Annotated in this window: 35 protein-coding genes; 19 read left to right on the forward strand and 16 right to left on the reverse strand. The window is 60.9% G+C overall.

The features are described 5' to 3' along the window. Nucleotides 1-2: 2 nt before the first annotated feature. The 15 genes from DCN14_RS38540 to DCN14_RS01735 form a co-directional block, all read right to left on the reverse strand. Nucleotides 3-716 carry a DUF551 domain-containing protein gene (locus tag DCN14_RS38540; RefSeq protein ID WP_240327235.1) on the reverse strand — a complete coding sequence of 238 codons (714 nt, stop codon included), beginning with the start codon at nt 714-716 and terminating at the stop codon, nt 3-5. Beyond that, nucleotides 713-1948, reverse strand: a complete 1236-nt coding sequence (locus DCN14_RS01660; protein ID WP_096507971.1) for a phosphoadenosine phosphosulfate reductase family protein — start codon at nt 1946-1948, stop codon at nt 713-715. The genes DCN14_RS38540 and DCN14_RS01660 overlap by 4 nt, the downstream gene beginning before the upstream one ends. A gap of 291 nt (nt 1949-2239) precedes the next feature. Next, entirely contained in the window at nt 2240-4036 is a 1797-nt protein-coding gene (locus DCN14_RS01670) for a DNA cytosine methyltransferase (RefSeq protein WP_096507969.1), read from the reverse strand. Nucleotides 4037-4134: 98 nt separating this feature from the next. Further along, nucleotides 4135-4617, reverse strand: coding sequence for a hypothetical protein (locus tag DCN14_RS01675; RefSeq protein WP_096507968.1), 483 nt, complete (start codon nt 4615-4617; stop codon nt 4135-4137). A 1-nt stretch (nt 4618) separates the two neighbouring features. Then, the gene (locus DCN14_RS01680) at nt 4619-4813 is read right to left on the reverse strand and encodes a hypothetical protein (RefSeq protein ID WP_096507967.1); all 195 of its coding nucleotides are present in this window, start codon (nt 4811-4813) and stop codon (nt 4619-4621) included. Then, complete coding sequence (locus DCN14_RS01685; RefSeq protein WP_143331719.1) at nt 4813-5148, reverse strand: hypothetical protein; 336 nt, start codon at nt 5146-5148, stop codon at nt 4813-4815. The genes DCN14_RS01680 and DCN14_RS01685 overlap by 1 nt, the downstream gene beginning before the upstream one ends. Continuing rightward, nucleotides 5145-6512 carry an RNA-directed DNA polymerase gene (locus DCN14_RS01690; RefSeq protein WP_346265268.1) on the reverse strand — a complete coding sequence of 456 codons (1368 nt, stop codon included), beginning with the start codon at nt 6510-6512 and terminating at the stop codon, nt 5145-5147. The genes DCN14_RS01685 and DCN14_RS01690 overlap by 4 nt, the downstream gene beginning before the upstream one ends. Continuing rightward, nucleotides 6487-6864, reverse strand: a complete 378-nt coding sequence (locus DCN14_RS01695; protein WP_096507965.1) for a four helix bundle protein — start codon at nt 6862-6864, stop codon at nt 6487-6489. Before DCN14_RS01695 ends, DCN14_RS01690 begins: the two co-directional genes overlap by 26 nt. 15 nt (nt 6865-6879) lie before the next feature. Next, entirely contained in the window at nt 6880-7371 is a 492-nt protein-coding gene (locus tag DCN14_RS01700; protein ID WP_096507964.1) for a hypothetical protein, read from the reverse strand. Nucleotides 7372-7426: 55 nt separating this feature from the next. Continuing rightward, nucleotides 7427-7786 (reverse strand): DUF1566 domain-containing protein, encoded by a 360-nt coding sequence (locus DCN14_RS01705; protein WP_096507963.1) that lies wholly within the window; start codon nt 7784-7786, stop codon nt 7427-7429. 496 nt (nt 7787-8282) lie between these two features. Beyond that, entirely contained in the window at nt 8283-8459 is a 177-nt protein-coding gene (locus DCN14_RS38345; protein WP_172441944.1) for a hypothetical protein, read from the reverse strand. A 26-nt stretch (nt 8460-8485) separates the two neighbouring features. After that, nucleotides 8486-8779: a hypothetical protein gene (locus DCN14_RS01715; RefSeq protein WP_096507961.1), complete on the reverse strand. Its 294-nt coding sequence runs from the start codon at nt 8777-8779 to the stop codon at nt 8486-8488. 49 nt (nt 8780-8828) lie between these two features. Continuing rightward, on the reverse strand, nt 8829-9104 hold the full coding sequence (locus DCN14_RS01720; RefSeq protein WP_096507960.1) for an HTH domain-containing protein: 276 nt from the start codon (nt 9102-9104) through the stop codon (nt 8829-8831). A gap of 28 nt (nt 9105-9132) precedes the next feature. Then, nucleotides 9133-9330: a hypothetical protein gene (locus DCN14_RS01725; protein ID WP_096507959.1), complete on the reverse strand. Its 198-nt coding sequence runs from the start codon at nt 9328-9330 to the stop codon at nt 9133-9135. A 1113-nt stretch (nt 9331-10443) separates the two neighbouring features. Beyond that, nucleotides 10444-10845, reverse strand: coding sequence for a hypothetical protein (locus DCN14_RS01735; RefSeq protein ID WP_096507957.1), 402 nt, complete (start codon nt 10843-10845; stop codon nt 10444-10446). A gap of 85 nt (nt 10846-10930) precedes the next feature. Between DCN14_RS01735 and DCN14_RS01740 the strand changes: the two genes are divergently transcribed. Further along, nucleotides 10931-11227 (forward strand): YdaS family helix-turn-helix protein, encoded by a 297-nt coding sequence (locus DCN14_RS01740; protein WP_115531346.1) that lies wholly within the window; start codon nt 10931-10933, stop codon nt 11225-11227. Then, nucleotides 11228-11485, forward strand: coding sequence for a hypothetical protein (locus DCN14_RS01745; RefSeq protein WP_115531347.1), 258 nt, complete (start codon nt 11228-11230; stop codon nt 11483-11485). It abuts the gene before it with no gap. Here DCN14_RS01745 and DCN14_RS01750 read toward each other — a convergent pair. Further along, the gene (locus DCN14_RS01750; protein WP_096507956.1) at nt 11449-11673 is read right to left on the reverse strand and encodes a hypothetical protein; all 225 of its coding nucleotides are present in this window, start codon (nt 11671-11673) and stop codon (nt 11449-11451) included. The genes DCN14_RS01745 and DCN14_RS01750 overlap by 37 nt on opposite strands. Nucleotides 11674-11819: 146 nt before the next feature. On the opposite strand from DCN14_RS01750, the gene DCN14_RS01755 reads away from it, so the two are divergent. The 17 genes from DCN14_RS01755 to DCN14_RS01835 all read left to right on the forward strand — a co-directional run bounded on the left by DCN14_RS01755 (nt 11820) and on the right by DCN14_RS01835 (nt 22237). Beyond that, on the forward strand, nt 11820-12119 hold the full coding sequence (locus DCN14_RS01755) for a DNA-binding protein (protein WP_096507955.1): 300 nt from the start codon (nt 11820-11822) through the stop codon (nt 12117-12119). A 225-nt stretch (nt 12120-12344) separates the two neighbouring features. Beyond that, nucleotides 12345-12515, forward strand: a complete 171-nt coding sequence (locus tag DCN14_RS37785; protein ID WP_162826154.1) for a hypothetical protein — start codon at nt 12345-12347, stop codon at nt 12513-12515. A 318-nt stretch (nt 12516-12833) separates the two neighbouring features. Further along, a complete protein-coding gene (locus DCN14_RS01765) occupies nt 12834-13679 on the forward strand; it encodes a ParB N-terminal domain-containing protein (RefSeq protein WP_096507953.1) in 846 nt (281 codons plus the stop codon). After that, a complete protein-coding gene (locus DCN14_RS01770) occupies nt 13676-14761 on the forward strand; it encodes a helix-turn-helix domain-containing protein (RefSeq protein ID WP_096507952.1) in 1086 nt (361 codons plus the stop codon). The genes DCN14_RS01765 and DCN14_RS01770 overlap by 4 nt, the downstream gene beginning before the upstream one ends. Further along, nucleotides 14758-15321, forward strand: a complete 564-nt coding sequence (locus DCN14_RS01775; RefSeq protein WP_096507951.1) for a hypothetical protein — start codon at nt 14758-14760, stop codon at nt 15319-15321. The genes DCN14_RS01770 and DCN14_RS01775 overlap by 4 nt, the downstream gene beginning before the upstream one ends. Further along, complete coding sequence (locus DCN14_RS01780; protein ID WP_096507950.1) at nt 15321-15713, forward strand: helix-turn-helix domain-containing protein; 393 nt, start codon at nt 15321-15323, stop codon at nt 15711-15713. Before DCN14_RS01775 ends, DCN14_RS01780 begins: the two co-directional genes overlap by 1 nt. After that, complete coding sequence (locus tag DCN14_RS01785) at nt 15710-16153, forward strand: nuclease domain-containing protein (protein ID WP_096507949.1); 444 nt, start codon at nt 15710-15712, stop codon at nt 16151-16153. Before DCN14_RS01780 ends, DCN14_RS01785 begins: the two co-directional genes overlap by 4 nt. A gap of 2 nt (nt 16154-16155) precedes the next feature. Then, complete coding sequence (locus tag DCN14_RS01790; protein WP_096507948.1) at nt 16156-16488, forward strand: hypothetical protein; 333 nt, start codon at nt 16156-16158, stop codon at nt 16486-16488. Further along, nucleotides 16485-16973 (forward strand): hypothetical protein, encoded by a 489-nt coding sequence (locus tag DCN14_RS01795; RefSeq protein WP_096507947.1) that lies wholly within the window; start codon nt 16485-16487, stop codon nt 16971-16973. The genes DCN14_RS01790 and DCN14_RS01795 overlap by 4 nt, the downstream gene beginning before the upstream one ends. Next, nucleotides 16970-17209 (forward strand): hypothetical protein, encoded by a 240-nt coding sequence (locus DCN14_RS01800; RefSeq protein ID WP_096507946.1) that lies wholly within the window; start codon nt 16970-16972, stop codon nt 17207-17209. Before DCN14_RS01795 ends, DCN14_RS01800 begins: the two co-directional genes overlap by 4 nt. Then, a complete protein-coding gene (locus tag DCN14_RS01805) occupies nt 17209-17469 on the forward strand; it encodes a hypothetical protein (protein WP_096507988.1) in 261 nt (86 codons plus the stop codon). Before DCN14_RS01800 ends, DCN14_RS01805 begins: the two co-directional genes overlap by 1 nt. A 24-nt stretch (nt 17470-17493) precedes the next feature. Beyond that, complete coding sequence (locus tag DCN14_RS01810; protein ID WP_096507945.1) at nt 17494-17892, forward strand: hypothetical protein; 399 nt, start codon at nt 17494-17496, stop codon at nt 17890-17892. Nucleotides 17893-18015: 123 nt separating this feature from the next. Beyond that, complete coding sequence (locus tag DCN14_RS01815; RefSeq protein WP_096507944.1) at nt 18016-18342, forward strand: hypothetical protein; 327 nt, start codon at nt 18016-18018, stop codon at nt 18340-18342. Nucleotides 18343-18467: 125 nt separating this feature from the next. Continuing rightward, nucleotides 18468-18776, forward strand: a complete 309-nt coding sequence (locus DCN14_RS01820; RefSeq protein ID WP_096507943.1) for a hypothetical protein — start codon at nt 18468-18470, stop codon at nt 18774-18776. Continuing rightward, the gene (locus tag DCN14_RS01825; protein ID WP_096507942.1) at nt 18773-19465 is read left to right on the forward strand and encodes a hypothetical protein; all 693 of its coding nucleotides are present in this window, start codon (nt 18773-18775) and stop codon (nt 19463-19465) included. The genes DCN14_RS01820 and DCN14_RS01825 overlap by 4 nt, the downstream gene beginning before the upstream one ends. Before the next feature lie 164 nt (nt 19466-19629). Then, on the forward strand, nt 19630-20220 hold the full coding sequence (locus DCN14_RS01830; protein WP_096507941.1) for a hypothetical protein: 591 nt from the start codon (nt 19630-19632) through the stop codon (nt 20218-20220). Further along, the gene (locus DCN14_RS01835) at nt 20204-22237 is read left to right on the forward strand and encodes a terminase gpA endonuclease subunit (protein WP_096507987.1); all 2034 of its coding nucleotides are present in this window, start codon (nt 20204-20206) and stop codon (nt 22235-22237) included. Before DCN14_RS01830 ends, DCN14_RS01835 begins: the two co-directional genes overlap by 17 nt.

Here is a 22237-nt window from a genome sequence, read left to right on the forward strand (position 1 = left end):
GTTCAGCGACCGTCTTCTGCGCGGGCGGCGTCGACTGGTGCGTCGGGCAGCGGCATCCAGTGCGTGGGTGCCCACGAGCCACCGAAAACACGCCATTGGCCTTGGTCATTGAGCGCTCCGACCTTGATTCGCCAGTCGCCGGGGCCGAAGAACTGGACAGCAACGAGTACATCATGTCCCAGTGGCGGCAACTGATCAGCGACCGTCATCCATCTTTCCGCCATCGTCTCGCTGGCAGATGCGGTGCGGGCAACGTTGATAATCACCTCGTCCTCGACGGCGCGTGCGAACTGGCGCCAGCCCCATTGCTTCATGAAGCTATCGAGGCCGCCGGGCATCGACTCGGCGATCGTGTCGATGTCGGCATCGTCGAGACGTGCTGCCCGATCGTCCGTCGGTGTGTGTGCGGCAAGTCGCGCTCGTAGCCACGTCGCGACGTCTTCGCCCTGCGGGCAACCGAACTCGCTGCAGATCCCGTGCAGCAGGTCGAGGTTCACGCGCACCGCGTTGTAGACCCAGCGGGCGATCGGGCGCAGCAGATCGCCGTCTTTCTGCGGCTCGATGGCGTCGAGCAGGTCGCGCACGATGTTCGCACTCGACGCGGTGTTGCCGGTGAGCTCGTCTATCGTGTCGCCGCCGTGCACCGGATCGAACGTATGTGCGATGAACTTACGCAGTTGCGTGGTGGTATAGCCGCCGTAGGTGTTGGTGGTCATGCTGCGTCTTCCTCGCTGAAGAGGCGCGGCTGTACCGCGCCGTTGGCATACACGACGTCGAGCACGACGTCACCCGTCGGCTCATCGCCTTCCCATCCTTGCGGCCACGTCTGCGCGGCGATCAGCTCGCGGATCCGGGCCGCTTCCTCTGCGTCGATCAGGTCGATCAGCGGCCGCCCGGCGGCGCGCGCGATGCCGTTGCATTCGGCCTGGATGGACAGGATCCGATCGAGCGCCATCCGGCGCGCTTCGAACGTGAGCGGCCCGAGGCGTTGCGGGTTCTTCGCGACGCCGCCGCTTTTCAGTTTCTCAAGACCAGGCTTGCGAAGTCGGTGATGCGGTTCACGCAGCTCGCGCCACAGTGGCTTGATACCGCGCAGCGGGGCGAGATAGGACCACTGGGGGCTGCGGAGCACCGTCTCCAGCGCCTTTTCTTCCTGCGCCAGCGGGCACCCGATGCAACCCGTGCGCGCGTTCAGTTCTTCCGCCTCGTCGCCGCCGTAGGCGTCCGCGATCGCGCGCGTGGACCAGTCGCCGAAGTCGGCTTCCGGAGCCCAGTGCTTGAGCCATTCCCACACGTGGCAAACTCGCCAATGCAGCAGCGGGGCTAGTGTCGCGATACGGCCGCGCAGGCCGCGCGCGTTCGGAAGCACCTGTTGATACCAACCTTGGCCGCACTCGGCACCATCCTTGCCGCAGCTCATCTCGATGCGCCGGTCGCGGATCGCGCTTTCGCCTTGGCGCACGCCGGTAATCATCAGGATTCCACCGTCGATTCCGCCGAGGCGCTGGCGCAACGCTTCCTCCATCGGATCGATCTTGATCTGGCGCGTACACCAGCGAAGCGTGTTGTTGTTCGGCGGCGGCACGCCGCGGCCGAGGATGTAGACCATGAACCGCTTGTCGAGCGGCGCACGCACAATTTCCACTTGGATCCGCCGGTCACGAAGCTCGTCCATAATCTTGAGCGCCGAGATCGCGAGCGGCGGAAGCTCCTGCCGCGTATCCGCGTAGAAAACCGTCAGCGTCTTCGGCGCGGCAATTCGGCCGGTGTCGATCAACCAGGAGACGATCGTCAGCGTCGCGGTGCTGTCCTTCCCGCCGGACCACGCGATACCCCAATGCTCATGCACGGGACCGTAAGCCTGCATCGACTGGATCGTCAGTTCGATCGATTCGTTCATCTGCATGCGCTGGGCGCCGGCGGAAAAGATGTCGATCTGGTGATTCATCTACGTCCTCAATTCAGAAAAGTTCGCCCTGCGCCTGCTTCTCGCCGCTCGACTCCGCAAGGTGTGTCGGGCAGAAATGAACGTCGGCGCCGACCTGATGCGCGTGCACCGCGCACAGGTAGCGATCGCACGTCTTCGTCCTGGTCGTGTGGAAGTCGCACTGGAAGGCGCTCGACGCTTGGCATCCCGGAACCGAGCACCGCGGCGCGCGCTTGCGGCCGCGTGTGCACACGATTCCGGACATGCCGCCGGGGATGCGAAACGGGGTGCATGGCATCAGGGGCCTCCGTCTTAGAAGGTCGGTTGGGCGACAGTCAGTGCGATCGCGACCGGCCGCACCCAGACGGGCGTCGATGACAGTTGGAACGTCTCGCCGGACTCGGCGAGCAGCAGCGTGGTGCCCATCACCTCGGCGATTGCCTGAGCGGCGTCGGGCGGCACGGCGTTGCCAATGCGCTCGCGCCATGCCTGATCGGAAAGACCGTCGAGCTCCAACTGTTCTTCCGGCTCGACGAGCGACTGCAGCACGGCCAGTTCCAGCGTCGTGAACGGTCGATGCCACGTGTCGTCGAGCGCGCGGATCACGGCGACGGTCTTTTCGTTCGCCGCGGGCAGCCGAGGATCTGCAACGGACCAGCGGCCGTTGTCGTGGCCGGCGGCCGCCGATACGGCACCGCTGGGCTGATTCCAGTCGACGACGCCGTAGTGGCCGCCCGTCAGGTACGCGTCGCCGCGCTGGCGGCGCATGCCCGGACGTGGATCAGCAACCGCGAATGCGCCTTGTCCGCTATCGCTGCGCGCGATGACCGTGCCGGCCGGCTCGTCGAAGCCAGTCACGCGGTACTTGCCCGCGCCTTCGAATCCGGTCGACGCGCGTGGATCTTGCACGCACTGGCCTGTGCCATGCGCGCTCGTGATCGCACCGGACGCGTCACGCCACGGCACGATCCTGAATTCGTTGTTGTGCTTCTCCGGGCCCGTGTGGCGCGGATCCGCCACGGTGTAATAGCCCTGTCCTGGCGTCTGCTGTCCTGCGATCGTGCCGCAATGGTCATCCCACGGCAGCACGCCGTATGCGTGCCCATCGTTCCACTTTGCGCTCTGAGCGAATCGCGGGTCAGCGACCGAAAACGTCCCATTCCCGGGCCGACTCGCGCCGGCGACGACGCCGCTGGGTTCTTCCCAGCGGTTCACGCCGAGCACGCCGTTGTGCATGTCCGGCACGATGAGGTAATCACGCAGGTGGCCGTTCTCGATCGCGAGCCTATTGAGGCTGCGCCAGTCGCTGCCAGCTTCGACGAACGCGAGGCGCACCCATGTCTTCCACTGCAGCGACGGTACGCGGTGCATCGGGCCGGCGGCCGCGACGTCGCCCGGCAGCGGCATGCGGCTGAGGAGCGTACCGACACCCTGCAGGCGCTTCACGGGCGGCTCGTACAGGAACGCTGGTACCTTCGCCATGTGTCGAGCGACGAGCAAGAATCGCTTGCGGCTCTGTGCGAGACCGCCGATCACGCCGCAGTCGTGCGTCGTCTCGTTTACCGCGTAGCCGAAGTGCCGCAGTATTTGGCCGATCTGGTCGAGCAAGTGGCGACCGCGCGTCGCGAGCCGCGGCACGTTCTCGAACACGATCAGCTCGGCCGGATCATCCTTCCATGCTTCGCACATCAGCCATACGCAGCGCAGCGTCAGCTCGTTGAGCGCTTGGTACTTCGGTGTGCGGCTGAGCGTTTCCGACAGCAGGCCAGACGCGCCCTTGCACGGCGAGGAGATGAACACGCAATGCGGGTGCTCGTGGCCGGCCGCACGACGCACGTCGTCCGCAGTTGCCTCACGCCAGCCGTGCGGTGGCTCGGCATCGTGGAATGCGGTGTACTGCTCGCGCGTGAAGAGGTCCATGAGCGTGCATGGCACGCCGACGATCGTCCGGAAATCGCGGCACGCGGCGGGATCATTGTCGATACCACCTACCACGCGCCATGAAGCAGTCATTGCGCCGACGTGCGAGATCGCTTTCTTGAACCCCTTCATGCCGGCGCCGAGGCCGGAGCAGAAACCGAAAACCTTGTATTCGCGATGAGTATCCATAGGTGCCACAGGGAAATCGGAAAAAAGAAGGGCGCCAACTGGCGCCCCATTGAATGCCGCGCGGACCGAGGTAAGCCGCGCGGTGATGCTCTGAATCGTCAGCGAGGCATTCGCTGCGGCTCGACGCGGCCGAGCGCGGCACGCTTCCACCACTGATCCTCCGCGCCGGGCTTGTGGGCGGTGTACACGCGGCCCAGCTGACCCTTGTCACGCAGGAAACCCCATTCCTTGGTGCGGCGCGCGCGGTGCGCGAAGATCGTCCAGCACTCGTGCACGCCGTGGTCGCGCGGCAGGATCACGCGATGGAACGAGTCGCCGATCAGTGCATTGAACCAGCGAACGATCTTCGTGCCGGCACGCGTCTGCTCGTAGTACCAGCCGGCGAGAATCAGCGAGACGGCCCACGGCCACGGATGATCGTGCAGGCCGCGATCGGGGTCGCTGTCGACGAAGCGGTGCAGGTACACCCGCACGCCGAAGAACGTGATCAGGTAGTAGCGCTCGAGGTAGGGCCTGCCAGCGTCGCTGATGATCCTGCACGGCAGCCGGCCGCTGATGCAGAAAAGGAGGACACGGAGCATGTCAGGCCTCCGCAGTCTTCGGCAGCGTCGCGTCGAGGTGCCGGATGCGCGCGACGATGGTCTCGGGGATACGCATCGCTGAGCTGCCGTTCAGGGCGGCGAATGACGGCCGCAGCAAGCTGCGATCGGTGTCGCTCAGCTCAGCGTGTTCGAGGCGCGCGAGCGCGCGCCAGAGCGGATCTTGTGTATCGGTCATTATTTCAGCACTCCATGTGAGTCGCGCATGTGATCTACGAGGCCGGCTTCCTTCACGCGACGGTTGCATGTGGGGCAGCGCACGCGCGGGACGAGCGTCGCGATTTCGTGAGCAGCGCGGCGCCGAGCTTGCGTCGATTCGTTGTCGCGATACAGTTCACTCCATCTCCCCGTGCGTGCCATCGCCAGGTGCGATTCACATACCTGCAACACATCGTCGTTGCCGCGCATCCAGTCGGTCTGAATGTCGATCCGCTTGACGGCACCCTTCTCGCAGCACGAACAGAGCTTCGTTTGCGCTTTCATCTCAGATCCGATGCATGGATAGCGCTTCACGTCACTTTTCTCCGATAGGTCTTTGTAAAGTCTCGATCGACGGTGTGGCCGCGCGAGCGCACAACATTCGCGAGCCGCGCTCGATCGTGATGACTGGCCGTCGCCTGGCGAAGCAATCCAAAGTAACTGTTGGCGACCTGATGGACATCACCGTCCGGTACGATCGAAATGCGGCTCAAGGCTTCGTTACGCGTTCGTTTCCGCGTCGATCGCCTCCACGGCTTAATCACTTGGCCGACGAAATCGACCCCACGGTCGACCGGCTGCAAAATGGTCTTGCTGGGATTCAACTTCACACCGAGCTTGCTCGGCAGGAACGCCGTCACTTCTGCGAGGATCTCGTTCAGGCGTGCCGGCGATTCGTCGAGAAAAATGAAGTCGTCGACGTACCGGGCATAGTGCCGCACGCGCAGCACATGCTTAACGAACTGATCGAATGGATTCATCAGTACGTTGGCACCGAACTGGCTCATCAAGTTGCCGATCGGAAGGCCGAACTCGGCCGGCCGATCGAGCAACCTCTTATGCGGCGGCACGAGATCCATCAACGCGCGATCGCCGATAAATTTGAAGTCGATGCGTGGATCGTGCATCAGCACGACTTCGGTCAGCCATCGCCAGAACGGCTCGTCGATCTTCGCAAGGAATAGCTCGAGCAGCAGCGGCTTCGGGATGCTCACGAAGAAATTTGCGATGTCGCACTTCAAGTAGTACGCTGGCCGCGTCCAGTTCTGAGTGATCGATCGGATTTTCGTTTCGAGAGCCTCGGCCGCGCGCATCGTGCCGCGCCCCTTGATGCAGGCGTATGTGTCGGCGATAAAGGTCCGTTCGAAACGCTCGTGAATGTGGTCGTACAGCAGGTGCTGCACAACCCGATCCGGGAAGGTAGCCGCCCACACCTCGCGCGCTTTCGGATGCGTGATGACAAAGCATTTCGATGGTCCCGGCACATATGTGCCGGAAACCAACGATTCGGTGATCTCGACAATGTTTCGCGCGAGATCCATTTCGAACGCCAATGCGCTCGCGGTATTGCGTTTCGTCCGTCGACAATTTTGGTGCGCCGTGACTACCTTGGCACCGATCTCGTCCATCTCTACATTCCAATCTGCGGACAACCACGGCGCCGAGCAGCGCGCTCTTGTGGTTGTTGTTCTGGTTGCCGTTGTTGAAGTTCTGATACCGCGCGTAGGCGGAACCATCGTGCTATCTACGTCGCCCGACCGATCGCTCAGCCGAGAAACTGCGCTGGACCAATCAGCACGCCGGCTGACGGTATCCTCATTGCGCATGGCGGTGGCTTGGTGAGCCAGCGGCACGACCAGATTGAAACGGCGCTCAGACATGGCGGCCTTGACCTCCATGTGGCGGGCGCTTGAGCGAAGAGTTCTTCCACGCCGTGGTTTGCTTGCCCAGGCTCTCGGTCAACTTCGTTAGTCCGAAAAACTGCCGAGGCGAGATCTTTCCCATGTCCAGGGAAAGTTGAAGCAACATCTCGACGTACTTCACGTGCTCTTGCAACTGAGCAAGGTGCGGCACCTTGTCTGCGGCGACGTTGGCGCGATAGACCAGCCGGAGCAAGCGCCCAGTTTCCTTGGCGATGTCCTTGCCCATCACTTCCTTGAACTGTTTTTCCATGTTCTGGACGATGGGCATCGTCTTCTTGAGAAGCTCGTAGCCAGTCTTGTATGCGTCGAGATCGGTGTGGAGACCCATGACGAACTTAGATAATTAAATTACTGAAGGAATAAATCTGCGGACAACCACGGCGCCGAGCAGCGCGCCCTTGCGGATGCCGTCCTGGACGCCGCCGTAGAAGCCCTGAAACCGCGCGTAGGCGGAATCGTCCGAGTCTTCTCCGTCAAGCCAGAAGGCTCCGCTATCGCGGAGCACATGACGCAGGTTGGCGCGAAGCAGGCTGCCTTCCTGATCGTCCGGGCGTTTGCCGCCGAGCTTTTCGGCATGCTCGCCAGCTGCCTGCCAGTTCATGTCGTCATCGCTGACAGACATCAGGATGACGTAATGGCTCAGCGAGCCGTCTTCGTTGAGCACCGGGCCGGCACAATGCTCGCCAGGCGCGAGAGGAATGGTGACGGCATCGAGACGAAATTCGGATGCCTGCGATTGCGCCTTGAAGCGCTCGATCATCTCGTTCATGCGGACATGGTCCGCGTTGAGGCTTTGCTGCTTGGCCTCGATCTCCTGCAGGGTTACTACGGCCATAGATGACTCCGGGTAGGGTTAGTGGTTCGATCAGCTCAGCGAATGACTGAATGAATTAATTTTTGAATCTGCGGACAACCACGGCGCCGAGCAGCGCGCTCTTGTGGACGTAGCTCTGGAAGCCGTAGTGGAAGCCCTGATACCGCGCGAAGGCGGAATCCCAGTTGACCGTCTCGTTCATCCAGTAGGCCTTGTTTTCATCAACCAGCTTGGGATGCTTGAGACGAATGGCTGCGTATTCGATGGCGTTGGCCAGATCGCAATCGCGAGCCTTGGCCGCATCCATTTGCTTCTGCCAGTTGGCACGATCGTTGACGACTTCGACGATTACCGTGTGTTCGATGTCACCATTGGCATCGACGAGGCCGAAGAGGTAGATCTCGCCTTCGGCGAGCGGGGGAATTTGGATTTGCATGGGATCTCCAGAAAAAGGCGCGGGCGACACGAAGGACGCCCGCAAAGTGCTGCTGCCAAGGGGATAAAGCGAGGAAGTTGCTAGACACGACGGACGACAGACGAAGGCGGCATGTGCTCGACAGGATCCTGAAGGAGCGCCTGAAGACAGAGGAATACGACGAGCGCCGCGAGCGCGCCGAGCCAGATTTTCAGAAGGGCCATGTCAGCGCCCCAGCACGGAACGCGACGCAGAGGAACCAGACACAGCCGATAGCGGCGCCGCATGCCATTGCAACGGCGCTCCCCTTGGCGACGTATCCGTGAAGCTCGTTGCAGGATGCGAGCAGGGCGTTATCGCTCGGTGCTCGCGTCACAAGCGATCGTTTGTTTTGCGGAAATACAGGCTGAAGGCTGTTCATTGGTCCCTCGAAATTTTTGTTTGGTCTCGTCAGTGCGCGCCTAACGCGCAGAGAACCGGGCGACTGTGTTGCATGGCCGCCCGTCCTTTCGACCTGTTACGCGAGCGCGCTTTCGCTCCACCAGCATTCCATCGCGCGGCCATCGGCGGACCGGTAGCGAACGAGGTAGCTGTTTTCGCTGGCTGCGTATTCAGCGCGGCCGACGACCTCGCCGCTTTCGCCGCTCGCGGTGATCGTCACGTCGCTGCCGATTGCGTATTTGAAACTGGCCATGTTTTTCTCCAGGTGGTTGCCTTCAGTTACAGGATGGCGGTCAGCGTCTTGCTGCCGTTGCCGTGATCGAGTCGAAGCATCAGCGGCGTCCCGGCAAACAGTTCGGGCCGCAGCACGCGCAGGGCATTGCTGAAATTGACCGGTGCCTCGAACCCGTTGCCGAGCAGCGCGGTCGTAACCGCGAGCTCGGGATCGTCTTCGCCAGGTGTGAAGAACGACGCGAGAATCGGAATTTTGTGTTCCTTGCAGATCGCGATGATCTGCGTCATGAGCGGCGAAATCTGCTCGTCGTAGATCTGCTCTTTCGTGCGGGTATTCACTCGGCTTCCTCGGTGTGGTGTGATTGGCCGCCGTGGCGGGAGCGGTTTTTCAGCGGCGAATGAACCAGTACAGCGCGGCCCATTGGTCGTTGGGCCAGCGATGGCTCCCTGCCAGCCCCTTGCGTTCGAGCGAGCGCATTGCCGAAACGATCGCCACGCGCGACGTGTTCAGGCGGACGGCAAGGTCAGCGGTCGAAACGCTCGTCGTCGCATCGGAAAGCACTTCGATGCAGCGCTCTTGGAAATCCGAAACCCAAACGACCGGGTTCTCGATCCCTGTCCGCGCGCGCATTTGCGCGACGGCGGCTTCTGCGGATTTGCTCACGGCCTTTCTCCTGTAGCGGGAGCGGTTGTTAGGCTTCCCAGTAATGCACTTGCGACTCGAAGTAGCGGATGCCATTGATGCGCACGCCTTCGCCCTCCGCTGTCATCGTGTTGACCGTATCGGCCTTGAGAAACAGCGAATTCCGGGAGCCAGCGATCGGCAGCACGATCTCGTTCTTCGCGTTTGTGGCGAGATGCGCGGTGATCGTTTCGAGCAGCTTGTTCATCGTCGTTCCCCTTCGGGTTGCGTTGGTCACTGCTTCCGCTGCCGGCGTGGCCCTTGCCGAAGATCAAACACGACGACGAGGAGCAGGGCCGAAGCGAAAACACCGAGACCGACACCAACAAGTAATGTGGTCATAGATTAGTCATCCGAAATATATTGAGGCCGGTTAGATTTCTGGCGGCCTGACCGCGCTCAAGGAATGGCACTGAAGGTCAATGCCATTCGATCAGCGCAGTCAAAACTCTCAAGGGCGCGCACTCGGAGTGCTGCGTGCGCTGCTGCTCGGTGGGTGGGTGCGGAGTATCCGCGACCGAATGCGCGCTCTTGAGAGCATTGCTTTACGTCCCTGTCCGGCAACACCTGGCCGGGCCAGCTCCGGAGCAGGGACGGTGCGACGAGTTACCACGCCACTCGTTGCAGGGCGCCGCAATGCGGTAGCCGATCATCAGTCGGCCATTTCCCGTGCTTTCTTTCACCTCCGCGCGGGGCCAGGGGAGGGACACCAATGTGTCTTGACGCCAAGCACGCAGCTCGCGTCGTTTATCCGTCGTCAGGGTTAGAGAGCGTTCCGCCGGGGCGGTGGCGCAGCGATCTGTGCTGCGTTGGAGTGAACTTTAGCGAAACGCGAAATGATTGTCTATAGCGAAACGCGAAATTCATAATGAAATTTGTAACGGCCGAAGTGAGCGGCCGACGACGACGAGCCATCCGCCTGCTATCTCAAAAATTGAAAGGAATCAAGGTACTCAGGCTGTCTTTTGTCAGGCCCTGACAAAGGCTGTTGAAAGGCGGCTTATACTGACGCTAAACTACTGTACATTCATACAGTGATGTGGCGTTATGAAAGCGAGGGCGGCCAATGAACGAAGATGCGAACAAGCGCCTGCGATGCAGGCCAGGGGACACGGCGAGAGTAGTCGACTCGTCAAATGACGCGCTCATCGGACGCACCGTGGAGGTGGCACAACTGCACTTTGACGGGCGGTGGGAGTGTGTTCTAGAGGGGGGCGCCGTCATCGGCTTGGCTGATGACGGGATGGGGTTATTGCTTACGCGAGACTGGTTGTTTCCTGATTGCTGTCTTGAGCCGAAGCACGTTAGGCATCGTGAGCCGTTATCCGCCCTTGCCGAATCGCTTGCTGCCTGACGGACTGTCGGTTGATTGGGGGGCTGCCTGCGAGAGAAGCCAGCCGATAAACGATTCCACCTGCGCGCGCTGGGCTGCGTTCAACTGCTCCCAGCCAGCGGGAAGCGCAAACGATTGAGCGGACGCCACTGCATCCGAATGGTCGGTGTCAAGCCAGCCGAGTGGCTTGTCCGCACGATTCTCAATGTTCCGGGCAGTAGCAGCACGCATGCCGCGCGGCCTGCCAGTTTTCGAATCCTTGGCGCCATCGCGCAAATTCGTAAATTGCGAATGTGACATCCCCAGTGCGGCTGCCGCAGAAGCGGGGCCGCCTCTCTCGGCTTCGATGATCTTGAGATTGTCGCGGCGGATTTGGTCAATGTCCTTCATGTCGGCCATTCAATAGCAAAACGCTAAAGTCGTATATGCGCGAAACGCTATAGACAAACGTTTTGCGTTTCGCTAAAGTCTGAGCATGGATCTCAGAACCTATCTCGATGTAGAGCGCGGGCGGCTAGTAAAACTAGCTGCGGCCATTGACGCCCATGCTTCCGACATCAGCGCGTGGGCTAACAAGAAGAGGCCAGTGCCTATTCCGTACGGTTGGCCGATTGAGCGTGAGACGTTCGGACAAGTGAGGCGTGTCGATCTGTTCCCGCCGAAGGTGATCCGCGATACATGGCCCGATCTTGCTGACTTTCCGAATGTCGTTGACGCATCTGACGATGTCCAGCCTCCGGCAGGAACGCCGGATCGAAAGGAGGGCGCCTAAATGGCTGATGGCGTAACGGATGTCTATTGCGGGGACGACTACCCACGTGAGGGCTGCGCGATCACCGTGAAGATCGGTCCGAGCTTCGTCATCGAGATGCGCGCACCCGGCCGAGATTTCCCGATCGAGATCTACGGTTGCCGCGACCCGAAAGCCATGCTGCTCGTTGTCGAGTGCTTGGCCTTCGGCCGCAAGGTTCCGAAGGGCTACAACCGCAGTGATCAGTCGGGTTGCTCGGGATCGATGCCCACCTCGTAGACCTGATTGAACTCGATTTGCACGAGCCGGGGCATATCCGAATCGCCGATATACCCGCGATTCTTGACTCGGTAGAAGGAAAGATCGCCGGCCCCGAAGAAGATCTCGGAGTCGTCGGGCAAGTTCTTGATCTGATCGACGATCCGGTCTTTGAACTCGCGAACGGTCATGGTGTACGGCTTGGTCATGCGAACCCCGTTGTGTGTTGGTTGAGGAGGTCAGAGGCTTCGATTCTCGCATAGCGATGGTTCGCATCTAGTTGTGTAAGTGCTTGCAGGTTACGCGTAGCGATCTGCAATGGCATTCAAGCAGTTTTGATTTCTATGGAGTTGGTATGAGCACGATTGAGTTTGTCCGAAAACCCAGCATCGAACGGGCGTTTCGCGAGGCGCTAACGGACCCGCGTGCCCGTGGCCCGGTAGCGGAAGCTCTCGGCTGGGACGAATCGCAGGTCAGCCGTTTCCTGTCCGGTCAGCTCGGAATTCCGATCGGAAAGATCGATGCCGGGATTGCCGCGCTGGAACTGCGCTGCGTTTCGCGGGAATACCTCGATGGCCTGTCGACGATGAGCAAGGTCGGTGTGAACTGCCATTGCGCGCGCGAAGGATTCGGGGAGTGCGGCGGCCGGTGGTGATGTAAGCGGCAGGAATCTCGATACAAGCGTTTTCTGCGGAAAGCGTTTATATCCGGATTTCGTAGTCCTAAGCGGCTTCGAGCCGCAGGAGATGCCGCATGGATGATTTCTTCAGCGCCCGCACGGGCCATCGCGTCTCCGAGACGCAACACGCAAGCTATCACTCGATTACCGTCGGCGAGCTCACGGCTAAGCAAAAGATTGATGGACTGCTTCGACTCGCCTATGACCTTGCTGACCCGCGAGGACATTGCCACGAGGACGAACCTCAAACTCTCCAGCGTCTGCGGGCGCGCGCACGAGCTGCTTTCCGCAAATCGGCTCGTGAAGCGCGGCACGCGCAAATGCACCGCGACGGGCAAGTCGCAAGAGCTGCTCGGCCTGCCGGTGGCATGACATGGCGCGATTCCATTGCCGCTGTCGGCATTGCGAGGGCCGCCGGGTTCTGAAGAAGCCCCCCCCGGAGTACATCCGGCAGCCGCAGTGCAACGTATGTGGCCGGCGCGACTTTCGAATCGACGCATGGATGCAGAAACGCAACACGCGCCTCATGGCGTGCACCTGCGCCGGCTACTGGTTCTGGCATCGCCGAGGCTCCCTGTACTGCTGGCATCGGGCCGACGGCTCAATCCGATCACCTGGCGATCCTGATTTCGCGGATCGCAACCCGCTGCCTGACGCGGTAGCGGCCTGAATCTCCCTCCAGGAGGAAATGTGGCAAAGAATTCCATCGATGCGTACGGCGCGGCCGGCAAGAGCAATGTCCTGTTCTTCGATCCGGACGCGTTGACGCTCATCACAGACCCGGCGCATCCGCTGTTCGATCGGCGCGCGCTGCTGCCGTTCGACGAAGCCATGGTGCGGAATATCCGTCATCGCGGCGTGCTCGAGACGATCCTGGTGCACAAGGATCCGGAAACCGGCGCGGTGATCGTCGTCGACGGGCGCCGTCGCGTTATTGCGGCACGCGAAGCAAACCGCCGCCTGCGTGACGCAGGCGAGGCAGTAATCATGGTTCCGGCGCTTCCGAAGCGCGGGAAACAGGCCGATCTCGCCGGCATGATGGTCGCAACGAACGAACATCGCGAGCATGACAGCCCGATCAACCGTGCAGAGAAGATGCAGCGCTTGCGCGATCTCGGATACGACGACGAGCAGATCGCGGCGGAATTCCGCATCGAAGCACCGACCGTCGCAGCTTCCCTGCGTCTGCTCGATTGCACTGCTGCAGTGCGTGACGCGCTCGAATCCGACCAGATCACGGTATCGCATGCATTGAAGCTGGCGGAGCTGACGCCGGAACAGCAGCGCGAGAAGGTCGCGACGGTGATCGCTGCTGCCGACGGCAAGGAGGGGCACGCAAAGGCGCGCGCGCAGAAGGCCGCACTGACGGGTGATGCCGCTCCCCGGATGCGTACGCGCAAGCAGATTGCCGCTGAGCTTGCTCAGGCAACTGGTGAGCGTGCTGATGCGCTGCGTTGGGTTCTCGGTCTCGACAGCGACGCTCCGGCGTCCTTCGAAGCTGATCCGCGTCAAATGTCGATCGTCGAGGAAGCATGAGCGTCACAGCTACATTCTGGGTCCGCGCACAACACGTCGGGAAAGGGTCTCCGAAGGCCGTTCTAATCGCGCTCGCCGACTTCGCCGGTGAGGATTTTCGCGTGTGGGCGAGTATGGATGCGATCGAGCAGTTCATCGAACAGGATCGCAAGACGATCCTCGCGAACATCAAGCGCCTGAAGGAGTTGGGCTATCTCGAAGACACGGGCGAGCGCACCGGCCGCACCGGACAGGTGATCGTCTACCAGATGACGAGACCGGCTGGAGCGCCCAAGGTACAGATGACCAATCGCGACGGCAAGGTCGTTGAGATTGGACCGCCTCCATCGAAACAACCCCAAATTCGGAACAGTTCCGAAAACGGCACCGTTAAACGCGCCCAAAAACGGAACAGTTCCAAAAACGGAACAGTTCCGGATTTGGACGGCAACGGTCCCAAATTTCCGTCGAAACAGTCCCAAATTTCCGCCGAAACGGTCCCAAATTTGGGACACGGAACTACCAAGGAACTACCAGGGGAACAGAAAGGCAACGACCAACGTGCGCGGCGTGCGCCGCGAGTTGCGTTGCATGCCGAACTTCTGAACCTCGAACTGCCGGACTGGCTCCCGTTCGATGCATGGGATGCCTGGTGCGAGCACCGCGAAGCGAAGGCGAACGGCAAGAACGGGATTCCCTGGACGCGGCCGGCGGCCCGTGTATCGCTGAAGAAGCTCGAGCAGATCCGCAATCGCGGCATGAGCGTTGTCGATGCCATCGACGAATCGGTACTGCGTGGCTGGACTGGGATCTGGGAGGCGAAGCCTGATGATGTCGCAGCCGCCGCTGGTGGCGCTGCTGACGGCTGGTGGGCCGCTGACGCTGGCTGGCGCGACCAAGGCAAGCGGCTTGGTATCGATGTGGCGCGGTTCCAGTACTTCGAACAGTTCAAGGCGAAGGTCTGCAAGACGCTCGGCCCTGGCCCGTGGATGGAGCATCTGCTCGCTACGGTGAGCCGCGAGAGCGAAGAGCGCGGCGAGCACCTGTACGCGTATCTCAACGACATTCCGCGCGATCAGGTCGTGCAGCCGGAGGCCGCGTGACGAAGCGAGCCACATGGCCGATGCGCGTTGATGCCGGAACGAAGACGGTCGGCACAGCGCGAGTGCGCGAGGACTCGCGGCCGAAGATGACCGCGGCGCAGAAGGCGGTCTACGACGCAACGGGAAGCCGCCCACATGTCGATGCTGGTTTCGACGACATAAGCGATGGCATCGACGCGCCACCCGTGTCGACGCCGGCCTACCGTCAGGCCGACGCAAAAGCACGCATGCAGGCGCTTGGCCGGCTCAAGGTCGGTCAGATGAATAAGACCGAGCAGCGTTACGCCAAGCACCTCGAGGTGAGGAAGCAGGCTGGTGAGATCGCTTGGTATCGATTCGAGGGGATCAAATTCCGTCTCGCGGACAACACGTTCTACACGCCGGACTTCGCTGTGATGCTGGCAAACGGTCAGCTTGAAGCACACGAAGTCAAAGGGCACTGGCAAGACGACGCACGCGTGAAGGTGAAGGTCGCGGCGGACCAATACCCGGTGCGGTTCATTGCAGTGACGGCCGGCCGCGCGAAGACCGGTGGTGGCTGGCAAACGGAGGAATTCTGATGGCTGAAGGCAAGGTCGGGCCGGTTTCGAAAAAGATGATCGAGTGTGTGAAAGCAAATCCCGGAATCCACGCTGCTGAAGTCGCGCGGGTCTTGGGCCTTAACCAAGGGGGCGGTATGCGCGGGATGGTCCGGAAGCTGATTGCTGACGGCTATCTCACCCGAACTGAGGTGGAGGGCGTTCCGGACGGTGTGTTTCACACGGCCTTGCCGCTCAAGTACACGGGCAAGCCCTTCGAGGGATTCAACGAAGGCAGCATCTCGAAGCGGTCGCAGCAGATCCAAGACCGGATTGCCGCTCAGATTGAGAGAGAGCAGCGCCTGGCCGAATCGGCTGCGTGGGCCGGACGGGCAATTCGGGCGATGGTGGACGTCGGGCGAGCAGCGGCATGAAGCGATCCGGATTCAAACCGCGCACGAAGCCGATGTCGCGAGGGACGTGGTCCCGGAAAAGCTCACCGTTGCCGGAACAGGCGCCGCGAAAGATCGCGATGAAGCGCCGGGCCAAGCGGCCGACGGTGGCGGAAGGCTCGAAGTATCTGGCGGCCTGCCGTGGCGAGCCGTGCTATCTGCGCGTGCCGGAGCTGTGCCGACTGAATCCGATGGACGACACGGTGGTGCCGTGTCACTCGAATCAAGGGCGTCACGGGAAAGCCGGTGGACTGAAGGCGAAAAACGAATTCACGGTTCCGGGCTGCAACCTGTGTCACGCGTGGATCGATCAGAACCGAGTCGGCACACCTATGCAGGTCAAGTTCGATGTGTGGGACCGGGCATACGAGGAATGGGCGCCGGTGCGCGCTCGAAAGATGGGAGAAGCAAATTGCCAGTGAGGATGTGGGTCGAAATCCCGGATGGGACATACAGCGCCCCGAGACGGCGCGGGGCCGGCGGGATGGTCATCTACGAACGGACGCGCGAGATCGATGCAACCGTGTTCCGTATCGCCCGAATCGCGACCGTCAAGCGCCAGTTGATCGCATCCGTCGAGGTTGATGCGTTTATTCCGGAAATGTACCGGACGCGTATTCCGCAGGTCGATGCGCGATGGGTGGAGCCGGGTGTGTTCCGGACAAGGGCATACGTCCACCGCAATCGGAAGTCGCGCGAGATGGGGCAGTTTCTGGAGAGCGGCGCGTTGGTTTTGGACTTTAGGGAGACGCAATGACACCGGCGAAATATCACGCCGCTTTCAGCGGCCTATCCGCGATCGCGAAAAAGGTCCTTGAGATGGTCCCGATTCAGGAGGCTTGGTCGCGTTCCGAAATCGCCGGCCATCTCTTGCGGGTAACGAAGAGTTCACCGGACGCGGCGGTGATCGATGGGTGCCTTGGCCGGCTGAAGGATTCGGGTCTGATTCGCGAGGCTAGCCGCGGCCGCTATCAACGTATCGAAGTCAGAGAGAGGGAGGTGCTGAAGGTGCCGGAACAGAAATCCACTGAAGCTATCGTGGCGACCGAGCCGCAAGCAATTCTCCCGATCGAGATTCTGTCGCAACTGGCCGACCGCACGCGGGCACTCGCAACGCAGATCGTAATGCTCGCATCGGACATCGAGACGGCGGCGCTCACGATCGAGCAGGGCAATGCCGAAAACGCGGCCAACCTCGAAAAGCTGCGTCAACTTCAATCCCTCCTGAAGAGCCTGGCATGAGCGAAATCGCCTGCATTGAACTGTCGTCGGTGCCCGAGCCGTTGCGCGCGATCGCGGCGAGCCGCGTCGACGACGTCTCGGGCGATCGCTTGGTCGCGTTCACGGGCTGCCCGGTGATCGGGCGTGAGGCCGACCACGGGGAAATCGAATTCTCGTTTCCGCGGGGCGTTGATTTACGGGAATCGTTCATCGATTGGATGCTGTATTGGGGCATCCCTTTCCGGGTTTTCATGTGATGGCATCGATCCAACGACCGAAAGGTGGTCCGCTGGCGAAACTTGCCGGCCTGTGGGCAAACGAGCCGGCATTCCTCGACTGGATGCGCGCAAGCGGCCAGCCTGCCAACACGCCGGCTGATGCAGCCGAGTTCATCCGTGCGCGCTGCTGCATTGAGACTCGTGCACTGCTTGATCACGACCCGCATGCGAAAGCCCGATTCGACCGGTACATCCGCGGCCCGTATTCCAAGCACCGTGCTGCGGCCGGCCTGCAATAAATCAAATTCGACACCAGGACGAACATGACGCCCGATCAGAGCCAACAAATCGAAGAACTCTTGCTGACCTGGTACCGCTGGCAGATTCGCCAGTCGCATGCAGAGCAACTGGCGCATTACTACCGCCCGGAGGACCGAACTTGCCGCGGCTACGAGTCACCGATGACGGATGAGGAGTTGGGCGAGCAGGCTGATCAATGGGTCGAAGATCAGCAGGCCGAGCAAGTGCAGCTGTGTGTCGACACGCTGCCGTCCGACCAGCGCGCCGCGATCTCGGTGAGCATGCGCAACAAGGAATGTGGGCGTGACGTGTGGAGCAGTCGCCGCGTCGGTCAACAGCACGCGACGTATCAGGCAGCAAAGGAGGCTCTCCTGCCGATGCTTACGGCAAGACATCTGGTAAGGGTCGGCGAGGTGGTGTGAGAGATGTAATCCACCTCCCACCGAAAGTACCCGCTGAAATTGAGATCGTCATCCGGGCCGGCGATAGCTTACAGAAATCGTGATTTGTCGCTTACAATGCATTACAAATAAGACGGGGGAAGCATGGGGATTGAAATAAGTGAGGTTGTTGATGTGCTGCGCTTCGGTTTGCTCGGGAAAATCCCGGTCAGCCTTGCCAGCGACAAGACCTGGGGCGAAGCGGAATTTGAGGAGATTGAGTATTCATTTGGGGACTGGCGACTGACATTCTTCAACTATGGAATGAAGTTGGGGTGTGTTGATCGCGCGGTTGCTCCCGATGGGCGCGCCGTGGAATACGAGCAGTTCCGGGAGGGCGATGAGCCGCGGCCTCCAAACCCGCTCTATTTGCTGTCGACGCAAGAGGCGGAGCGGTTACAGGCGTTGTTGGAGGGCGTCGTGCTGCGTTGACGAGAAAGTTATAAAAATGGCTTGTACACGCCTAAAAAGCGGCGTATATTTCTTTCCCGGGAAGATGCGTCCTGAGAAAGCCTGCTGATCGAGAGATCGGCGGGCTTTTTGCATTGGAGATTCGAATGGAAGACCTGAACGAAAGCGCGGCTGCGCAAATCGGCCAAGAGCAGACTTCTGCGACGTTGGTTGAAGTCGAACAATCCTCGCAAGCGATCGGCTCGACGCAATCCGACGCCGCTGACTCGGCTCAGGGGGGCAGCATCGATGTCGCGAATGCGGACGATGTGTCGACCGAACACCCGCTCGACATCATCGCAGAGATCGAACATCTCCTCCGGATCGTCGGCAACTTCGCAGTGCACGAATTCCGCCGCATCACGGAGCGGCTGGCGGACCTGAAAAACCATCCGGCCATCAAGCCGGGCGAATGATGCGGGAGGCGTTCGCGATCAGCGTTGACGCTGACGTGCGAGCGCTGAGCAAATCTCTCACTCGCCTTCAGCGGGATCAGCTGCCTTTCGCTATTTCTCAGGCGCTCACTGCTACGGCGAAACTCGCGCAAGTCGCCGAAAAGGCAGCTTTGCCGGATGTGTTCGATCGGCCGACGCCATTCACAATCAATTCCGTCGCTGTGAAAGGGGCTCGCAAGAGCGATCTTGAAGCGCGCGTGTTTGTGAAGGACATCGCAGCGGCGTACCTTGAGCCCTATGAGTTCGGCGGCGATCACAAGCTGATCGGCCGCGGCAAGACGTGGTTGAACCCGAAAGATAAGGCGTTGCTCAACCAGTACGGGAACTTCAGCCGGAACGCACTCCAGCGGCTGGAGGCGCGGCCTGATGTCTTCGTCGGAACGATAAAGACGAAGGGCGGTGAGTCGATCGGTGGAGTCTGGCAGCGACCGACCAACGTCAAGGCGATCAAGCGAAGCGGCAAACGCGGCGTTGCATTGCGTGGTGTCAACAAGTCTGACCATCTCAAGCTTCTAATCCGGTTCGGTGACGCCGAGCCGGTCCGGCAGCACCTCGAATTTGGCGAGCGCGCCTTCGAGGTGGCTGACGAGCATTTCGGCCGCGAATTCGAACGCGCAATGGCGCGAGCGGTCGCGACCGCGAAGCTATAGCTGCCATGCCGTGCGTCTCCGGCTGGGCCGCCGCGGGCGTGGACTCATCCCACATTGTGGGGCGGGTCCCTCCCGCCCTTCCGGCATCGCGGGCACTGCGCTCGCGCGATGTTTCTCTAGCTGTGAAATTTTTGAAAATGGGTAACAGGTAACAGTTTGCCGTCATGAATCAGAGCGAGTTCGCAGCCCTTCACAACGTCAGCCGGAAGACGGTCACGAAGTGGAAGGAGCGCGGCTGGCTTGTGTTTGCGGGCGGTGAAGTAGATGTTGAGGCGTCGAATGCGCGCCTGAAAAGATACCGTTCCGCTGGCGTTGAGTCTGTTACCCAAGCTGCGCAAGGTAACAACCAGGGTAACACTGCGACTCGAGCGCGCAAGCGTGTTACTTCGCATGACGGAGAGGTAACAATCCATGAAGGTGAGAGCGGTGCGCAAGCGGCCGTTCGCCTGCTCGTCGCAAGTGGCGCCGACATGGACATCGAAGAGGCGAAGCGCGTAAAGGAAAACTATCTCGCCTTGCGTGAGCAGCTCGAATATGACCGCGATGCGGGTCTGGTAGTCGAGGTTGCTGACGTAGCTAAGGCCGTCGGAGAAGAGTACGCAAAGGTGCGCACCAAGCTCCTTTCAATCCCGTCCGAGCACGCGCCTCGAATTCACCGATTGAAGACGGTTCAGGAGGTGCAGGACGTCCTGCATAGCATCATTGTTGAAGCGCTCGAGGAGTTGACCCGAGATGGAGATGGGAACACCGCTTAGAGAGCGGCGTTACGCCATCGGGTATGAAGCGTTGCGACGCGAACTGTTGGTGTCGCGACGGCGCAATATCCAGCCGCCACCGCGGTTGACGCTTAGCCAGTGGGCCGAAAAATATGCTGTTCTGTCGCGCGAGACGAGTGCGCAGACCGGTAAGTTCCATGCTTTCCCATATCAGAACGGGATCATGGATGCGGTCACTGATCCGTCCGTCGAAACGATCACGGTCAAGAAATCCGCACGGGTTGGCTATACGAAGATCCTTGACCATGTGGCGGCCTTCTTTATCCATCAGGACCCTTCGCCGATTCTGGTTGTTCAGCCGCGGGTAGAGGATGCGGAGGACTATAGCGTCACCGAGATTGCGCCGATGCTGCGCGATACGCCAGTGCTTGCTGAGATCGTTGGCGATCTGAAAAAGAAGGATTCGCAGCAGAAGATCGCCAAACGGATCTTTCCGAACGGCGCATCGATTTCGTTTGTTGGTGCGAATAGCCCAGGCGGCTTCCGTCGAATCACCGCGCGCATCGTTGCGTTCGACGAGGTGAACGGCTATCCGGTCATGGGCGCAGGTAAAGAAGGCGACCAGATCAAGCTCGGCATCAAGCGCAGCGAGTCATTCTGGAATCGCAAGATCATCATCGGCAGTACGCCGACGGTCAAAGGCGAAAGCCGAATCGAGAAGAGCTTCGAGCGCAGCGATCAACGGCACTATTACGTGCCGTGTCCGCACTGTGGTGAGTTTCAGATCCTCGAGTGGGGAAGTCCTGACACGCCGCACGGCATGAAGTGGGACAAGGACGGAAACGGCAACGGCTTGCCTGAGACTGCGCACTACGTGTGCCGCCATAACGGCTGCATTATCCGCGACGTGGATAAGCCCGACATGGTGGCGGCCGGCGAATGGCGTGCTCACAAACCGTTCGCTGGGCATGCCGGCTTCCATATCTGGGCCGGCTACAGCCTGTTCTCAAATGCGGCGTGGCCGAATCTTGTCGAGGAATGGTTGGATGTGAAGGATGACCCGCTGATGCGGCAGACCTTCATCAACCTGGTGCTTGGCGAAGACTATGAGGACCGCGGTGACCGCGCGCTGAGCGAGTCCCGTCTTGCGGCTAGGACTGAAGTCTGGGATGCGGAAGTGCCTGAAGGCGTCGGCGTCGTGACGGTTGGCGGTGACGTTCAGGACGATCGCATCGAGCTCGAGACGATCGGCTGGGGGCGCAACGAGGAAAGCTGGTCGATCGATCATGCTGTTTTCGAGGGCGATCCCGAAAGCGCCGACCTGTGGAAGCGCGTCGATGAGTATCTGAAAAGGGTTTGGCGTCGCGCTGACGGTCGCGGCTTCGCTGTATCTGCAGCCTGTATTGACTCGGGTGGTCACCACACTCAGAAAGTGTACGAGTTCGCGAAAGCGCGCCTCGGTCGGCGGGTGTGGGCGATCAAGGGTGAGTCGGCGCGTGGTGGCGCTCGATCGCCTGTATGGCCGACGAAACGGCCATCGTCTCGCACGAAGGCGACGTTTCGCCCGGTGATCATCGGCGTCAACGCTGCGAAGGATGTGATTCGCCATCGCCTACGGCAGGACCCCGAAGAGGCGAACGGCGTGGTTGTTTCGTACCCGCCGGGCTATATGCACTTCCCGAGCGACCGAGACATCAATTACTTCGCGCAATTGATCGCCGAGCGGTCAGTCACGAAAGTGTCAGGCGGTCAGCAGTACCGAGTCTGGGAATTGCCGCCAGGCCGCGCCAACGAGGCGCTGGATATTCGCGTGTACGGGTATGCCGCGCTGTGCGGGCTCATGCATATGGGGCTGAAGCTTAATCGACGCGTCGAAGCGGTAGAGATCGATCCGACGCAATTGGTTGAGCCGACGCCGACCGAGGCGGCCGTGATGGATCTCGATGTCGTCCATGTGGAGCGCCCTATGCGCCCGGATGGTCCCATGATCAAACAGGAAGCGCCTGTGAAGAAAACCCGCATTCGCCGGCTCGCCGGCGCGCGGGCAGGAGGTTGA

This window comes from Burkholderia sp. IDO3 (genome assembly GCF_003366075.1).
GTDB classification, from domain to species: Bacteria; Pseudomonadota; Gammaproteobacteria; order Burkholderiales; family Burkholderiaceae; genus Burkholderia; species Burkholderia anthina.